Source organism: Aurantiacibacter zhengii, assembly GCF_003584125.1.
GTDB lineage: Bacteria > Pseudomonadota > Alphaproteobacteria > Sphingomonadales > Sphingomonadaceae > Alteraurantiacibacter > Alteraurantiacibacter zhengii.
Map to the genome: position 1 here is coordinate 59,343 of NZ_QXFL01000002.1, position 14,959 is coordinate 74,301.

A 14,959-nucleotide genomic window follows, 5' to 3' on the forward strand; every position below is an offset into this window, starting at 1 on the left:
CCGCCCCCTAGTCTTCGAGGCGCAGAAACCGCGCTGCATTATCGTGCAGGATCGCTCGCTTCTGATCGTCCGTCAGCCACGCGATCTGGTCCATCCGGGCGATGATCTCGTCGGAAAAGTAGTTGTCGGTGCCGAACATCACCCGGTCTCCGAATCCGGCATCGAACAGGCGACGAAGTTCGTCTGAATAGACTTCCAGCGGGTGCGTGGCGTTCGTCACCGACAGGTCGACGTAGACATTTGGGTAATCGGCCAGCAGGGCCATCGTTTCCTGGGTGTAGGGTTCGATACCTTCCATCCCCACACCTGCGCCGACGTGCTGGAGCCATACGCGTAATCCGGGATACTTCTCCAGGACAGGCCGAAGCGTGGCAGGATTGCCCGCCGCCGGATCGTAGTTCAGGTGCATTCCCGGCTCGTGCGCGAAGACCGGAGGTCCTTTGCCTATATGTATCCCAACCGGGATATCGTATCGGTGTGCCAGCGCCAGATACGGATCGTAGCGCGGATTACCGATCTGCCATCCGCTGTAGAATGGCGGCATTTCATGCAGAGCCTGCACGCGACCTGAAGCGATCTGCTCTTCCAGCCATCCGATGTCCGGCCAGCCCTCATCCTCCGGGAAGCATTCGTAGATGGGCTCTGCCGCATTTCGACCGCAGCCAACCGGAACACCGATTATGAAGCGCTCGTCCTCCAGCCAGCGATCGATCTGGTCGTAGTCCTTCACTTCGATCACCGCGCGACTGACTGGGCGCCGATCCAGGTTTTCCATCACCCGATCGAAAGAATCGTCGGCATTCATCCCCGGATAGATGGCATGGTGGTGCACATCGATGATCGGCACGGCAACTGCGGCCGTGGCAAGCGCAAGCAGGACTGACATGGCTTGTGATTATGTCCTGATCGCTGCAACTTGCAACCATGTCAGATCAGTCAGCTTCCCACCTCATCATCCACGGCCGCGTGCAGGGCGTGTTCTACCGGGACTGGACCGTTTCGACGGCGCAGGAACTGGGCGTGAGCGGCTGGGTGCGCAACCTGCCCGATGGCACGGTGGAAGCGCACCTCGAGGGGGAGCGTGACGCCATCGAGGCGATGATCGGCAGGATGCAGGACGGACCGCCCGCCGCGAAGGTCGAGCGGATCGAGCGGGCCGAGGCCGAGGCACAGGGATGCGAGCATTTCCGGCGACGGTGACCACCGGCCACCTTGAGAAATGTTGAAAACGGAAACACCGCGCCTGCCGGCCGTTGCATTTTCATGTCCGGACAGAAGAAACACAGTAATCACATCTGGGCTGCGGGCACGTTCGTCGTGCTCTGCCTTATCGGATTCGGCGCGCGGCAGGCCATCGGCACGATCTATTCGTCCGCCGAAGCCACACTGCTGATAGAGGCGCTCAGCCGCGCCGGTCTCTACCTGGGTTCGGCCATCGTTACCGCGTCGGCCACCACCCTGGCCCTGATGCTGACCATGATCGGCATGATGCGGCGGATGGATAGCGATTTCGGCGATACGACCTACCGCGGGGTGGAACTGATCGCGCGGCTATCCACAGTGTCGCTGATGCTTGGGCTGGTCGTACTCCTCGCCTTCACCCTGCCGGTGGGGGAGTTTCAGGAACTGCCTGCCGCATGGTTCGACAACCTCTACAACGTGCTGTTTGCGGCCTGCGTCATCATGGTCGGCCTGATCGCGGCCACCGTTACCGTGCTATACCGCACGTTGCGGCAGATCATCGCCACGATCACGCCGGGTGACGACGTTTAGGACAGACTTCCCTGCTGCCTCGAGGCGGTTGCCGGATTACGGCGAGACCCAGCGGCCCTCGCCGCTCGTCAGCTGGATGATCGCGCGACGGTGGCCGGTGTGGGCCAGGCTGAACCAGTCGGCCTCCACCAGCTCTACCAAAAGCAGAGCGAAGTTCTTGCGTGCACCGGTCAGTTGCTCGTCTTCCGGCTCTATCCCCTCCGCCCATGCAGGCAGGCCCGATGTCGGCGAGTCGGACACGGCGCCCGGTCCTTCGCCAAGGTAACACCGGCGCGCGAAGTTGGTGCTTTCCTGCCATGCGGCATCCACCAGCAGCGTGTCGGTCTCGATCCACCCGCGCCCCCGGCAGCGGACCTGCAACTTCGCCTCCCGATCATAGAAGAGCACGCCGACGGGAGCCCCATCTCCTATCGTCTCGCACTTGGGGGACCGCGCATCGGTGTGAAACCGCAGCCGCCATCCGGCCCGCTCGAAACCGCGCAAAACCATCACCCGCGCATCGGCATCGGCGGTTGCCACCACCGGTGTATGCATCGCGCTGCGGCGGTTGGTTGCGCCCTCGTTCAGGCGAGATGCGATATCATCGCGAATGTTCTCAAGGGTTTCGATGGCTTGCATCCTTTCCGAACGTCGTTCATAAAAGCTGCTTCGAACATGAACGTTAAGCTAACTAAGTGGTTCAGTTAACGCTCATGCCGAATCGTTACAACTTGTGACATCGAATGAAACGTAACGACACTCATGGCCGCAGCACTCGAGCGGTAATGGTCAAATCTAGGGGAGATGTTGCCATGCAACTCGCAGACCTTTTCAAATCCGTTGGCCTTGCTGCCCTTGCCGTCGCCATGACGGTGCCGATGTTGCCCGAAGCAGCGCAAGCAGCAGGCAATACTAGTGCCGAAGCCAGTGCCGACCAGCAACGCGACCGCGATGCGCGTCAGGATCGTCGTGGCAACCGTGGCCAGGCCCGCCAGGAACGTCGCGGCAACCGCGGCGAAGCGCGTGCCGAACGCCGCCAGAGCCGCGAAGCGCGTATCGACCGTAACGCCGGCAACCGCCGTGCGCCCAGCGAAAGCGTCGAAGCGCGCCGCGCTGGTCGCAGCGACAACCAGCAATACCGCAATTCCGATATGGCGCGTGCCCGTGCGGCCCGTGAAGCGGCCGCCCGCCAGGTCGACCGTCGCAGCGAACGCCGTGCCGACCGCATCGAGGATCGTGGTGACCGTCGGGCCGAGAACATCCGCAATGGCAACCGCAACGTGGTAACCCGCGACCGCGGCGATCGTGACCGGAACATCGTGACCCGCAATCGCAGCTACCGCGACAACGATCGCAACCGCACCTACCGCGACCGTGACCAGCGACGTGATTATCGTGACCAGCGCCGCGATTACCGTGACCAGCGCGACTACCGCGAACGTCGCGATTATCGTGAACGCCGCGACTATCGGCAGGATCGCCGGGAGACACGCCGGGACTACCGCCGGTGGAACCGCAACGCCTGGCGCAGCGACCGCCGGTATAACTGGAGCCACTATCGCACCAACAACCGCAGCCTTTACCGCCTGGGCCGCTACTATTCGCCCTATCGGAACTACAGCTATCGTCGCCTGAGCATCGGCTTCAGCCTCGACAGCCTGTTCTTCGGCAGCCGCTACTGGATTTCTGACCCCTGGCAGTATCGTCTGCCCGAGGTCTACGGCCCCTACCGCTGGGTTCGCTATTACGACGATGTCGTGCTGGTGGACATCTACACCGGCGAAGTGGTGGACGTGATCTACGACTTCTTCTGGTAAGGACGAACACCCCTGTTGCCGGAGCGAGTGGCCGGCGATGGAACCCCCCGCCCCTAACCGGGTGGGGGGTTTTTCGATCGGCCTAGCGCGCCTTTCCGACCCTGCCGAAAGGCAGCATGCGGAAGATGCCGCCGTCCTTGTCGATGAAGGTATGCTTGAGCGCGCCCAGGATATGCAGAGCCACCAGGTAGATGATGATCTGCCCGCCGAGCTTGTGCGCATCGTAGATGGTTTCTCCCAGGCCTTCGTTCTCGCCCACGGGCAAGGCAGGGATCGTGAACAGGCCAAAGTATTCGATCTCGCGCCCGTTGAACGAGTTGGCGAGCCAGCCGCCTAGCGGCAGGCCGATCAGCAGGACATAGAAGACGACGTGGGTGACGCGCGCCAATACGCGTTCCCATCCCGCGTAGTTTGACGGCAGCGGCGGCCATTTGTGCGTCAAGCGCCAGACAAGGCGACCGAGGGTCAGGACAAGGATAGTGATGCCGATGGCCTTGTGATCGGCGAAGATCGCTGTCGCCTCTGCACGGCTCGCATGCTCGGCATTCTCCGCTAAACGCCAGTTCCAGATTACCAGGACGGCAATCGCCCAGTGAAAGATCATCGCGACTGCGGAATACCGGCGAGCCTCGGTCATAAGCATTCTCCCTTGCTGGTTGCGCGAGACTGCTCTTGTCTGCATCCTCAAGCAATGGAAAAGCATTCTGCGTGATGACAACCAATACCAAGAGCAAGATTCCCCCCAACGCAGACCAGGCGCGCCTGAGGACGCTTGGCAGGCAGGTGCGCGAGCGTCTCGCGGCGAACCCTTCGGTCTACAAGGTGCCCAGCGAGGACGTGGAACTGTTCGCCGTCGGCGAATTCATGTCCCCCGCCGAATGCGGGAAGATGATGGAACTGATCGATGCAACGGCAAAGCCAAGCAAGGTCTTCGATCTGTCATACGAATCGGGCTATCGCACCAGCTATTCGGGCGATGTCGATCCAAACGATCCTTTCGTGAAGAAGATCGGTCGCCGGATCGACGACCTGCTGGGCATAGAGCCCGCGTGGGGCGAAACGATCCAGGGCCAGCGATACATGCCGGGGCAGGAATTCCAGCCGCACCATGACTGGTTCCATCCCGGCACCAGTTACTGGGACTTCGAAATGAGCCGCGGCGGGCAGCGCAGCTTTACCACGATGGCGTTCCTCAACGATGTGGAGGCTGGCGGCACCACCGATTTCACCGAACTGGGCATTTCGCTGGAACCCAAGCCCGGCGTGCTGCTGATCTGGAACAACGCGGCACCGGACGGGCTGACCAATCCCCGCACCATTCACGCCGGGCGCCCGGTCATTGCCGGGGCGAAATACATCATCACGAAATGGTATCGCACCCGGCGATGGAACTAGGGCAGGATCAGCGCGCCAGTGCCTCGGCAATCAGTTTGCGCGTATTCTCGACACCATAAAGCGCGATGAAACTGCCCATGCGCGGCCCTTGCGAGGAGCCGAGCAGCGTTTCGTACTGCGCCTTGAACCAGTCGCGAAGGCTCTCGAACCCGAACGCCTCGTCCTTGCCGATTTCGTAGACGATGGTCTGCAGGTCCTCGGCTGGCATATTGGCGGGCACCTCGGCAAGCTTCGCATCGAGAGCCTTTAGTGCCTCCGCCTCGTTCGGCTCCGGCGCGCGCTTCACCAGGGTGGGGGCGATAAAGTCGCGGTTATAGGCGAGCGCCTTTTCCACCAGCCGGAACAGGTCCGGATGATCGTCCGGGTCCGTATCGTGCATGTAGTTGCCCAGATACGACCACACCTGCTCGTGCGTCGCGGTGGCACCCAGCACGCCGACCAGGTTCAGCAGCAATCCGTAGGTTACAGGCAGGCTGTCGCCCGCACCGATGGGCGGCTGCGAACCACTGGAATCCTTCACGCGCAGCAGGTTCCACACCGGGTTGCCAAGCTGCTTGTCGACGTCCTGCTCGGGGATACGCTCGCGGAACTGCCAATAGTCGTCCACGGCGCGCGGGATGACGCCGACATGCAATTGCTTGGCGCTCTTGGGATTGGGGAAGATGTAGAAACCCAGGCTCTCCTCGGAGCCGTAGGTCAGCCATTCCTCGATCGTCAGGCCATTGCCCTTCGACTTGGAAATTTTCTCGCCCTTCTCGTCGAGGAACAGCTCGTAGATCAGGCCTTCGGGCTTCTGCCCCCCGAGGACGCGGGCAATCTTGCCGGACTGTACGCCGGTGTCGGTAAGGTCCTTGCCGTACATCTCGTAATCGACACCCAACGCCACCCAGCGCATCGCGAAGTCCACCTTCCACTGTAGCTTGGCCATGCCGCCCAGGGCGCTCTGCTCGATCACTTCGCCATCGCTGTCGGTGAAGCGCACGATGCCTTCTTCGGCATTCACCACCTCGACCGGCACCTGCAGCACGTGGCCGGTCTTGGGCGAAATCGGCATGATCGGCGAATAGGTTGCCGCGCGTTCGGCGCGCAGCGTGGGCAGCATGATATCAAGGATCGCCTGGTTGTTGGCCAAGACACCGCGCAGCGCCTCGTCGAAAGCGCCGGAGTTGTACTTGTCCGATGCCGCGACGAATTCGTAATCGAAACCGAAGCGGTCGAGAAATTCGCGCAGCATGGCGTTGTTGTGCGCGGCAAAGCTTTCGTACTTCTCGAAGGGATCGGGAATGCGGCTCAGCGGCTTATGCAGGTTTTCTTCCAGCAGCGCCTTGTTCGGCATGTTGTCGGGCACCTTGCGCAGGCCGTCCATGTCGTCGGAAAAGGCGATCAGGCGGGTGGGCGCAGGCGTACCATCGTCGCTGGCGGCAACGATCTCGTAGGCTTTGCGCACCAGCGTGGTGCGCAGCACTTCCTGGAACGTGCCGATGTGCGGAAGACCGCTTGGGCCATAACCGGTCTCGAACAGCACGGGCTTTCCGCCGGGTTTACCGTCTCGATACCGCTTTGCTAGGCGCTGGGCCTCCTGAAAGGGCCACGCCTTGGAGTTGCGGGCGGCTTCGATAAGATCGGTGCTGAACATGGGCTGCGCCCATCGCCCAAGCAGCGCGATTTCGCAAGCGCGAAGTCTGGGCCGGAACCCGAAGCGAGCCGTAACATTTTATAACAAAACCATACCACACCGGGGGTTCATTTGAACTACATCGAAATACTGCAGAGCCAGGTCCTAGGCATGTGGGCTGGCTTCATCGCCATCCTTCCCAACCTGGCGATTGCCATCGTCGTTCTTGTCGTGACGTGGATCGTGGCAAAATTTGCCGTGCGCATCGCGAACAAGGCAACCGGCAAGTCCCACATGCGCGAGGATTTGCGGCAACTGGTAGAAACCGTCGTGCGGCTGGCCATCTGGATCGCCGGGATCATCCTGGCGCTGGTCGTCGCCATTCCCGGATTTACCCCCGCGGGGCTGATTGCCGGGCTTGGCATCGGCGCACTCGCAATCGGCTTTGCCTTTCAGGACATCTTCGAGAACTTCCTTGCCGGCGTGCTGATCATGCTGCGCGAGAAGATGCGCATTGGCGACCTGATCGAAGTGGAAGGCGTGCTGGGCAAGGTGGAGAAGATCACCCTTCGCGAAACCTATGTTCGCCAGCTTTCCAACGAGCTGACGATCATGCCCAATTCCATGCTGTTCAAGAACGCGGTGCAGATCCTGACGGACGAAACCGTACGCCGTAACGAAGTTGTCGTGGGCGTTTCCTACGATGCTGATCTGGAGCAGGCGCAGCAGGTTATCCTGGAAGCCATGCAGACCGTGGATGCCATCGTCGATGATAAGCCGATCATCGTCTACGCGCAGGAATTCGGCGGCAGTTCGATCGATTTCCTTGTCCAGTGGTATGCCCAGTCCGCCGCGCGCGATCTGCGCCTTACCAAGAGCGAGGCGATCAAGGCGATCAAGAAGGGCCTTGATGCTGCGGGCATTGGTATCCCCTTCCCGATCCAGACTAATTACTTCGCAGAACCACTGCGGATTGAGCAGGTGAGTTCGGAAAAACCTTCTGCCTGAGCCGCGGTTCGTTCGCCTAGCTTCGCGGACGGCGCCCGGATGACAGCGAAGTAACGATCCGGCCATCGGCAGACTTGTAGCTGCGCGGCGCCTGTTCCGACGCATTTGCCACGCCCCGCGGGCGTGCGGCGATGCTGCTGGTGACGAACCCTCCCGAACTGGTGGCCGCGGCTGGGCGCTTCGCCTGGACCAGACCGGAAGGCTGAGCCGGGGCTGGTTCGGGCTGTTCTTCGGGTCGGGATACAGGTTCCGGCGTGGGGCCCGGTTCTGCAGCCGGTTCCGGCACCGGGGTCGGACGATAGGGTTCGATCTTCTCGACCACCATCATTCCTGTCCCGCCGCGGCGACGGAACCAGACAAACCCCACGATGGCTGCCGCCAGCAAGGCAAGCCCTGCCAAGAGCCAGACGATCCAGGCTCCGCCAGTCGAACTGACAGTATCGCTTTCGGCTAGCGCCTGGTCGACCACCGGCCGGGATGGCGCTTCCGTCTCGACCGGAAAAGGTGCAATGTCGACAGCGGCATTGTCTTGGGCCTCAAACTGCGGCGGCGGTGCGGCGTCCTGCGGCTCGTCCGATACGAGCGGTGCGGGTTGCTGGCGTGCCGCAGTCTCGCGTTCCTGGGGCTGAACGGGCACCGTGGTTTGCGGAACCGGAGTCGGCTGCGGCACGACCAGTGTGGGCGTGTCCTGCCTCTGCCGCGGAGTCGCCGTCGCCGTTGGCAGCGGCTGCACCATCGGCTCCATGCGATTGCGGCGGGCGGTTCCGGGGGTCGGTTCCAGACTGAAGTCATCCGGAACGCCTTCCACCCGTTCCACTCCCGAAGGCTGGCTCGTCGGCGTAGGTGTGGGCTGTCCTGTACCGTCCTGCGCATGGGCGCCGACGGAGATGAGCAGGAATGCCGTTGCCGAAGCGGTTCGTATCACGTGGATCATTGCGCCAACCGCCATAGGGGTCCGCTGTCTTTAGCGCGACTGAATGGATGCTGCGAACAAGCCGATTTTCGCAACATCGTGGCCGGGAAGCGACAAATTGCTCCGATGTTGCGGCAGAATGCGCTGCCGCCGATGGACGATTGCTATTGTCACCTCACTGTAACGACCCCCTCCGTGAACGACGCATTCCTGCTCGTCCACGGCTTCGTCGCCAGCCTTTCGTTTACATTTCGTTCTCGTTGGCGATAGTGGAGCGCGATGGCCGATCCCGCCCTCCCAGCAGAAGACGTTCCCCTGCCCTCGCTCCATGCCAGTCATGCGGGCAGCTGGCTTTGCGGGACGGACGGCACCGTGCGCGGTGCGTCGAAGGGAGAGGCGGTCATGGCCGCCGCCGATACCCCGCACCTGATTCTCAACGCGCCGCTGGTCGCCACTCGGCTGGGCTATCCCGATCTGTCCGGGCTGGACCTTCTGGAGCTGTTCGCTTTCGTGCATCCCGCCGTCTTTTGCGTGCCCACACCCAAAGGGCTCGCCCATGCGCTGGGATTACCGGAGCCGGAAGACGGCGCGCAGGTGCCAGCCCTGCTGCGAAAGGCTGCCGGGGTGTTGCTGGCCACATGCGAAAGCCCGGAATGGGCTGCGCGCGAAGGCGCGTGGAGTGTGCTCCAGTCCCTCTCACGCCTGCGCTGGCCGTGGGCGCCGGTGCTTGCGCCCCACATCGCCCGACCCGAGAGGGCGGAGAAGTGGCTCTTCTCGCGCCTGCCGGAGTGGGAAGACAGCGGCGAGCGTCCGCAGCCGGGGCAAGTGCTGCTGGGTGAAAATGCCATTCACGGCCAGCTTACCCGACTGACCGGCGAAGGGGCAGAGCAGCGCGAGGGGCAACGCACCTATGCCGCCGATGTGGGCAAAATTTTCGCCCCGCGCGAACGGCGCGACAAGCCGCACGTCCTGCTGGCACAGGCGGGCACGGGCATCGGCAAGACCCTCGGCTACCTTGCGCCATCCTCGCTATGGGCAGAGAAATCGGGCGGCACTGTCTGGGTCAGCACCTATACCAAGAACCTGCAGCGCCAACTTCGCAGCGAAGCCGCGCGGGCCTGGCCGGACCGCCGCCCGGACGGCACGCAGCCGGTGGTGGTGCGCAAGGGGCGCGAGAATTACCTGTGCCTGCTGAACCTGGAAGACGCGCTGCAAGGCGGCTTCGGCGGTCGTGCTGCCGTGCTGGCCCAACTGGTGGCGCGCTGGGCCGCCTATTCGCAGGATGGCGACATGATCGGCGGAGACCTGCCCGGCTGGCTGGGCACCCTGTTCCGCCAGCGTGCGATCCGCAGCCTGACGGACCAGCGCGGCGAGTGCATCTATGCCGGGTGCCCGCACTACCGCAAATGCTTCATCGAGAGGGCTGCCAGAGCCAGCGCGCAGGCCGATCTGGTAATCGCCAACCACGCACTGGTGATGGTCAACGCCGCCCGCGGGCGCGACCATGCGCAGCGGCCTACCCGCATCGTTTTCGACGAAGGACACCACGTATTCGACGCTGCCGATTCCACCTTCGCCGCCGCGCTGACCGGGCAGGAAGCCATCGAGCTAAAGCGCTGGATCCTCGGTCCCGAACGCGGGTCCAAGGGCCGCAGGCGCGGACTCGCCGCGCGGCTTGCCGACGTTGCCAGTTACGACGAGGCCGGAGGCGCGGCCATCGATGCTGCGTGCGAGGCCGCCCATGCACTTCCCGGCGAGGGCTGGATCGCCCGGCTGGCCGAGAACGCCCCCTCGGGAGAAGTCGAGACCCTGCTGGCCGCCGTGCGCGCCGTTACTTACGCCCGCGACGAAAGCGGCGCGCTGGATGCGGGCTATGGGATAGAGACCGAGGCCGCCGGGCTCGAAGGCGATTTCGTCGAACGCGCGCAGGCCGCCGCGCAGGCGCTGGCCGCGATCCGCACCCCGCTCATCAAGCTAGGCGTGCGGCTGGAAGCCATGCTTGAGGACCCGCCCGACTGGCTGGACAGCCAGGGCCGCGCGCGGATCGAGGGAGCACGCTTCTCGCTCAGCTGGCGGATCGACACGCTGGCGGCTTGGGAGGCGCTGCTGGGGCGTCTGGGCGGCCCCGCAGACCCCGAATTCGTCGACTGGCTATCTGTGGAGCGCAACGAATCGCGCGAATTCGATATCGGCCTGCACCGCCGCTTCCTCGATCCGATGAAGCCCTTTGCCCGCGTGGTGCTGGAGCCCGCGCACGGCGTGATGCTGACCAGTGCGACGCTGACAGACCGGCTCGAGAACGGTCCCGACTGGCCGAGCGCGGTGGCGAAATCGGGTGCCCCGCATATCGAGGTGCAACCAAGGCTTGCCGACGCGCTCAGTCCCTTCGACTACGCCTCGCGCGCCGAAGTCCTGATCGTGACCGACATAAAGAAGGGAGACCTCGCCGGCCTCGCCGGGGCCTATGCGCGTATCATAGAGGCGAGCGGCGGCGGCGTGCTGGGCCTGTTCACCGCGATCAGGCGCCTTCGCGCCGTGCATGGCCGGATCGCGGACAGACTGGCGCGGGAAGGATTGCCGCTGTTTGCGCAGCACGTCGACCCGATCGATACCGGCACGCTGGTCGATATCTTCCGTGACGATCCGCATGCCAGCCTGTTGGGCACCGATGCCCTGCGCGACGGGGTCGACGTGCCGGGCCGTTCCTTGCGCTGCGTGGTGATGGAACAGGTGCCATGGCCAAAACCCAGCATCCTGCACCGCGCGCGCCGTGCGGCACACGGCGGCAGCGCCTATGACGATGCGATCATTCGGGGACGCCTGGCCCAGGCATTCGGCCGCCTGATTCGCAGCCGCGAGGACAGCGGCCAGTTCATTGTCCTCTCCCCGGCTTTCCCCTCCCGGCTGCTGACTGCCTTCCCGCCGGGCGTGCAAGTGGTCCGTCTGACACTGGATGAGGCTTTACAACGCGTCGCTGCCGGTGTTTCGTATCCGCAGCCGGTCACGCAAGAGGATGCGCCCCAGTGAAACGCCTTGGCCTTTTGCGCCACGCCAAATCGGATTGGGACGATATGAGCCTGCGCGACTTCGATCGCGGGCTGAACGAGCGTGGGCGCAAGGGCGCGGCGCTGATGGGTGAACACATCAGGCAGCAGGGCGGCAAATGGCAACTCGCAGTCGCCAGCCCGGCCGAGCGCGTGAAGCTGACGCTGGCGGCGACCGGACTGGACATACCCGTGCGGTTCGAGGAAACCGCCTACCTCGCAGACAGTCCCACGCTTATCCAGTTGCTGACTTCGTGTGATGACACGGTTGATGCCGTGCTGATGGTGGGCCACAATCCCGGCATGCAGGAACTGGCGCTGGACCTGGTTGCCGCCGATGCCGAGAACGACCTCTATTCAGAGGTGATGCAGAAGTACCCGACTGCCGCGTTCGCCATGCTGGAGCTCGATATCGATAGCTGGGCAGACCTGTCCCCCGGTTGCGGAAGGCTGACACACTTCGCACGCCCGCGCGATCTCGATCCCGAACTTGGCCCGCAGGAAGTTGGCTGAAATCACGACTGCGGCAACCGCCGATCCGGGAACCTAGTCGGCAAGCGCCCCGGACAGCCGGTTGCGGATCGCATATAAACGCACCAGAACTTCCGACGATGTAGCATCGCGGGTTGCCTGCTCTCGCGATTGCGGAGAAGAATCGCTCTCGGCAGGGCCGTCACCACCCTGCCCTTCCAGGAGTGCCTTGTTCGCACCCTTCAGCGTATATCCCTGCTGGTTCACCAGCCGGTCTATACGTTCCACCAGGGCGATGTCCTCGGCACGGTAGAGGCGGCGCCCGCCGCTGCGCTTCAGCGGCTGGAGAACGGGAAACTGCTGCTCCCAGTAACGCAGCACATGGGGCTTGATACCGAACGCCGCCGACACTTCGCCAATGGTGCGCATGGCGTCAGGCGCCTTGCTGTCATCGAAGCGCGATTGACCTGGCGGTGCTTTGCTCACGAAGCGTTCGCGATACGCTCTTTCAGTTTTTGGCTGGCACGGAAGGTCATCACCCGACGCGGCGTGATCGGCACCTCGATACCCGTTTTGGGATTACGGCCGATGCGCTCCTTCTTGTCGCGCAACACGAAGCTGCCAAATCCTGAAATCTTCACATTTTCGCCGTCTGACATGGCATCGCACATCTTGGCGAGGATCGATTCCACCATGTCGAGACTCTCGGCACGCGAAAAACCCATCTTGTGATTGATGGTCTCGGCAAGGTCGGCACGTGTCAACGTACCCACGGATCGCATAACATTCATGCGTCCAACTCCTAATTAGCTCTCGACCCGGAAAGTTTTATGTAGGAAATCAGTGGCGAACGCAAGGTCGACTTGGCCCAACCGGGGGAAAAATCCTACGCGCGCAGCAGGCTAGCTCCCCATGTGAAGCCGCCGCCCATGGCTTCCAGCATCACGAGATCGCCTTTCTTGATACGCCCGTCCTTCTTGGCCACGTCGTAAGCGAGCGGCACGGACGCAGCCGAAGTGTTGGCATGCTGGTCCACGGTGACCACCACCTTGTCCATCGACAGGCCCAGCTTGCGGGCCGTGGCATCGAGGATGCGGAAGTTCGCCTGGTGCGGCACCACCCAGTCGATATCGCCTGGCTCATGTCCGGCTTCGGCCAGCACTTCGCCCAGCACGCTGGAAAGATTCGCCACCGCATGCCGGAACACTTCGCGCCCCTTCATCCGCAGCTTGCCCACTTCACCGGTAGTAGAAGGCCCACCATCGACGTAGAGCATTTCGCCGTGCTCGCCATCGGCGTGAAGGCGTGAGGCGATGATGCCGGCACCGTCGGCCTCTGCAACGTCCTGCGCCTCGATGACGAAAGCGCCCGCGCCGTCACCGAAGAGAACGCAGGTAGTGCGGTCTTCCCAGTCGAGGATGCGGCTGAACGTCTCCGCCCCGATCACGATGGCGCGCTTTGCCATGCCGGATCGCACCATCGCGTCTGCCGTGGTCAGCGCGTAGAGAAAGCCCGAGCAGACAGCGGCAACATCGAAGGCGGGAAAGCTCTTGCCGCCCAGCCGCTTCTGCACCTGCGTGGCCGTGGCGGGAAAGGTGTTATCGGGCGTGGCGGTGGCGAGCACGATCAGGTCGATATCGGCAATCGTCACGCCGGCATCGTCAAGCGCCGCTTGCGCAGCGCCTGCTGCCAGCGATCCGGTCGTCTCGTCCTCTGCCGCAATATAGCGCTGCGTGATGCCGGTGCGTTCGCGGATCCATTCGTCGCTGGTATCCACCCGCTCTGCCAACTCTTCGTTGCTGACGCACGCCCTCGGCAGAGCCGAACCGGTACCGATCAGGACCGAGCGGATCACTTGCCCAGCACCGTTTCGTCCATGCCGGAGCCATTCGCGGCGAGAGCCTCTTCGCCCATCTTGATGAGATCGGCCGAAATCCGGTCCGTCAGATCGTCCTCCAGCAGGCGCGCGGTGACGGCCACGGCATTGGCCACGCCCTGCGCATTCGCGCTGCCGTGCGATTTCACGATCACGCCGTTCAGGCCGAGGAAAACGCCACCATTGTGGTTATTGGGGTCGAGGTGATGCTTGAGCAGTTCGGTCGCCGGGCGCGACACGAGGAAGCCGACCTTGGAGCGCAGCGAGCTGGTAAAGGCAGCCTTCAGCAGGTCCGTCACGAAACGCGCAGACCCTTCGATCGCCTTGAGCGCGATATTGCCGGAGAAACCGTCGGTCACGACCACGTCGACCTCGCCTCGGTTGATCTTGTCGGCTTCGACGTAGCCATCGAATTGCATGTCGAGGCTTTCCGCGTCCCTCAGCAGCTGCGCGGCGCGCTGCAGGTCATCCGTTCCCTTGATGCTTTCCGTGCCAATGTTCAGCAGGCGTACGCGCGGTGTGCGCCCCTTGTTCACGATGCGCGAATAGGCCGCGCCCATGATGGCGAACTGAACCAAGTTGCGAGCATCGCAGTCGGTGTTGGCGCCCAGGTCCAGCATGATCACGTCATGCTCTTCCAGCGTGGGCAGCAGCGCCGCAAGCGCGGGCCGATCGATCCCCGGCATCGTGCGCAGGGCGAGCTTGCTCATCGCCATCAGCGCGCCGGTGTTGCCTGCACTGACAGCAGCGCCGCATGACCCGTCCTTCACCGCCTGGATGGCGAGCCCCATGCTGGTGGTCTTGGCACGGCGAAGCGCGCGGCTGGGCTTCTCGTCGCCCGATACCACGTCGTCGCAATGCAGGATTTCAGATGCTTCGCGCATGCCGGGGTGATCCTCGAGCGCCTTCTTGATGCGCTCTTCATCACCTACCAGCAGGAACTTGAACTTGTCGTGCTGGCGCCTTGCCAGCGCCGCGCCGGACACCATGACGCGCACGCCATGATCTCCGCCCATCGCATCAACCGCGATACGGGGCAGGCTCATGGGCGTACGCTCCTTGGTCCGG

The 14,959-nt window shown here is 63.2% G+C and carries 16 protein-coding genes; 7 read left to right on the forward strand and 9 right to left on the reverse strand.

Annotation, left to right across the window (positions count from 1 at the left end):
• Nucleotides 1-7: 7 nt before the first annotated feature.
• Nucleotides 8-886: an amidohydrolase family protein gene (locus tag D2V07_RS04000; protein ID WP_119585031.1), complete on the reverse strand. Its 879-nt coding sequence runs from the start codon at nt 884-886 to the stop codon at nt 8-10.
• 38 nt (nt 887-924) lie between these two features.
• Here D2V07_RS04000 and D2V07_RS04005 point away from each other — a divergent pair, with 38 nt between their 5' ends.
• Entirely contained in the window at nt 925-1,200 is a 276-nt protein-coding gene (locus tag D2V07_RS04005; protein ID WP_119585033.1) for an acylphosphatase, read from the forward strand.
• A gap of 63 nt (nt 1,201-1,263) precedes the next feature.
• Nucleotides 1,264-1,773, forward strand: a complete 510-nt coding sequence (locus D2V07_RS04010; RefSeq protein WP_119585035.1) for a hypothetical protein — start codon at nt 1,264-1,266, stop codon at nt 1,771-1,773.
• Between the two features lie 36 nt (nt 1,774-1,809).
• On the opposite strand, the gene D2V07_RS04015 is transcribed toward D2V07_RS04010, so the two are convergent.
• Nucleotides 1,810-2,391 carry a PNPOx family protein gene (locus D2V07_RS04015; RefSeq protein ID WP_233548234.1) on the reverse strand — a complete coding sequence of 194 codons (582 nt, stop codon included), beginning with the start codon at nt 2,389-2,391 and terminating at the stop codon, nt 1,810-1,812.
• Between the two features lie 173 nt (nt 2,392-2,564).
• Between D2V07_RS04015 and D2V07_RS04020 the strand changes: the two genes are divergently transcribed.
• The gene (locus D2V07_RS04020; protein WP_199698727.1) at nt 2,565-3,569 is read left to right on the forward strand and encodes an RcnB family protein; all 1,005 of its coding nucleotides are present in this window, start codon (nt 2,565-2,567) and stop codon (nt 3,567-3,569) included.
• An 82-nt stretch (nt 3,570-3,651) separates the two neighbouring features.
• Here D2V07_RS04020 and D2V07_RS04025 read toward each other — a convergent pair whose 3' ends face one another.
• Complete coding sequence (locus D2V07_RS04025; protein ID WP_233548235.1) at nt 3,652-4,206, reverse strand: cytochrome b; 555 nt, start codon at nt 4,204-4,206, stop codon at nt 3,652-3,654.
• A gap of 74 nt (nt 4,207-4,280) precedes the next feature.
• Between D2V07_RS04025 and D2V07_RS04030 the strand changes: the two genes are divergently transcribed.
• Entirely contained in the window at nt 4,281-4,964 is a 684-nt protein-coding gene (locus D2V07_RS04030) for a prolyl hydroxylase family protein (protein ID WP_119585039.1), read from the forward strand.
• A 7-nt stretch (nt 4,965-4,971) separates the two neighbouring features.
• Here the strand turns inward: D2V07_RS04030 and D2V07_RS04035 are convergent, their stop codons facing one another.
• Nucleotides 4,972-6,600, reverse strand: coding sequence for a lysine--tRNA ligase (locus tag D2V07_RS04035; protein ID WP_119585041.1), 1,629 nt, complete (start codon nt 6,598-6,600; stop codon nt 4,972-4,974).
• 111 nt (nt 6,601-6,711) lie between these two features.
• On the opposite strand from D2V07_RS04035, the gene D2V07_RS04040 reads away from it, so the two are divergent.
• The gene (locus D2V07_RS04040) at nt 6,712-7,587 is read left to right on the forward strand and encodes a mechanosensitive ion channel family protein (protein ID WP_119585043.1); all 876 of its coding nucleotides are present in this window, start codon (nt 6,712-6,714) and stop codon (nt 7,585-7,587) included.
• Between the two features lie 16 nt (nt 7,588-7,603).
• Here the strand turns inward: D2V07_RS04040 and D2V07_RS04045 are convergent, their stop codons facing one another.
• Complete coding sequence (locus D2V07_RS04045; protein ID WP_147366905.1) at nt 7,604-8,521, reverse strand: hypothetical protein; 918 nt, start codon at nt 8,519-8,521, stop codon at nt 7,604-7,606.
• 258 nt (nt 8,522-8,779) lie between these two features.
• On the opposite strand from D2V07_RS04045, the gene D2V07_RS04050 reads away from it, so the two are divergent.
• On the forward strand, nt 8,780-11,527 hold the full coding sequence (locus D2V07_RS04050; protein ID WP_119585047.1) for an ATP-dependent DNA helicase: 2,748 nt from the start codon (nt 8,780-8,782) through the stop codon (nt 11,525-11,527).
• Nucleotides 11,524-12,057 carry a SixA phosphatase family protein gene (locus D2V07_RS04055; RefSeq protein WP_119585049.1) on the forward strand — a complete coding sequence of 178 codons (534 nt, stop codon included), beginning with the start codon at nt 11,524-11,526 and terminating at the stop codon, nt 12,055-12,057. The genes D2V07_RS04050 and D2V07_RS04055 overlap by 4 nt, the downstream gene beginning before the upstream one ends.
• A gap of 33 nt (nt 12,058-12,090) precedes the next feature.
• On the opposite strand, the gene D2V07_RS04060 is transcribed toward D2V07_RS04055, so the two are convergent.
• From D2V07_RS04060 to plsX, 4 genes are all read right to left on the reverse strand, one after another.
• Entirely contained in the window at nt 12,091-12,444 is a 354-nt protein-coding gene (locus D2V07_RS04060; RefSeq protein WP_119586028.1) for a MerR family transcriptional regulator, read from the reverse strand.
• A 53-nt stretch (nt 12,445-12,497) separates the two neighbouring features.
• Nucleotides 12,498-12,797 carry an integration host factor subunit alpha gene (locus D2V07_RS04065; RefSeq protein WP_119586030.1) on the reverse strand — a complete coding sequence of 100 codons (300 nt, stop codon included), beginning with the start codon at nt 12,795-12,797 and terminating at the stop codon, nt 12,498-12,500.
• 104 nt (nt 12,798-12,901) lie between these two features.
• Nucleotides 12,902-13,870: a beta-ketoacyl-ACP synthase III gene (locus D2V07_RS04070; protein ID WP_119585051.1), complete on the reverse strand. Its 969-nt coding sequence runs from the start codon at nt 13,868-13,870 to the stop codon at nt 12,902-12,904.
• Entirely contained in the window at nt 13,867-14,937 is a 1,071-nt protein-coding gene (gene plsX / locus D2V07_RS04075; RefSeq protein ID WP_119585053.1) for a phosphate acyltransferase PlsX, read from the reverse strand. Before plsX ends, D2V07_RS04070 begins: the two co-directional genes overlap by 4 nt.
• Nucleotides 14,938-14,959 lie beyond the last annotated feature (22 nt).

Bases quoted from the DNA above. Each gene is read 5' to 3' on its own strand.
- plsX (WP_119585053.1), bottom strand. From the start codon at position 14,937: ATGAGCCTGCCCCGTATCGCGGTTGATGCGATGGGCGGAGATCATGGC.
- D2V07_RS04030 (WP_119585039.1), top strand. From the start codon at position 4,281: ATGACAACCAATACCAAGAGCAAGATTCCCCCCAACGCAGACCAGGCG.
- D2V07_RS04035 (WP_119585041.1), bottom strand. From the start codon at position 6,600: ATGTTCAGCACCGATCTTATCGAAGCCGCCCGCAACTCCAAGGCGTGG.
- D2V07_RS04020 (WP_199698727.1), top strand. From the start codon at position 2,565: ATGCAACTCGCAGACCTTTTCAAATCCGTTGGCCTTGCTGCCCTTGCC.
- D2V07_RS04065 (WP_119586030.1), bottom strand. From the start codon at position 12,797: ATGCGATCCGTGGGTACGTTGACACGTGCCGACCTTGCCGAGACCATC.
- D2V07_RS04015 (WP_233548234.1), bottom strand. From the start codon at position 2,391: ATGCAAGCCATCGAAACCCTTGAGAACATTCGCGATGATATCGCATCT.
- D2V07_RS04000 (WP_119585031.1), bottom strand. From the start codon at position 886: ATGTCAGTCCTGCTTGCGCTTGCCACGGCCGCAGTTGCCGTGCCGATC.
- D2V07_RS04045 (WP_147366905.1), bottom strand. From the start codon at position 8,521: ATGATCCACGTGATACGAACCGCTTCGGCAACGGCATTCCTGCTCATC.
- D2V07_RS04005 (WP_119585033.1), top strand. From the start codon at position 925: ATGTCAGATCAGTCAGCTTCCCACCTCATCATCCACGGCCGCGTGCAG.
- D2V07_RS04025 (WP_233548235.1), bottom strand. From the start codon at position 4,206: ATGACCGAGGCTCGCCGGTATTCCGCAGTCGCGATGATCTTTCACTGG.
- D2V07_RS04060 (WP_119586028.1), bottom strand. From the start codon at position 12,444: ATGCGCACCATTGGCGAAGTGTCGGCGGCGTTCGGTATCAAGCCCCAT.
- D2V07_RS04050 (WP_119585047.1), top strand. From the start codon at position 8,780: ATGGCCGATCCCGCCCTCCCAGCAGAAGACGTTCCCCTGCCCTCGCTC.
- D2V07_RS04010 (WP_119585035.1), top strand. From the start codon at position 1,264: ATGTCCGGACAGAAGAAACACAGTAATCACATCTGGGCTGCGGGCACG.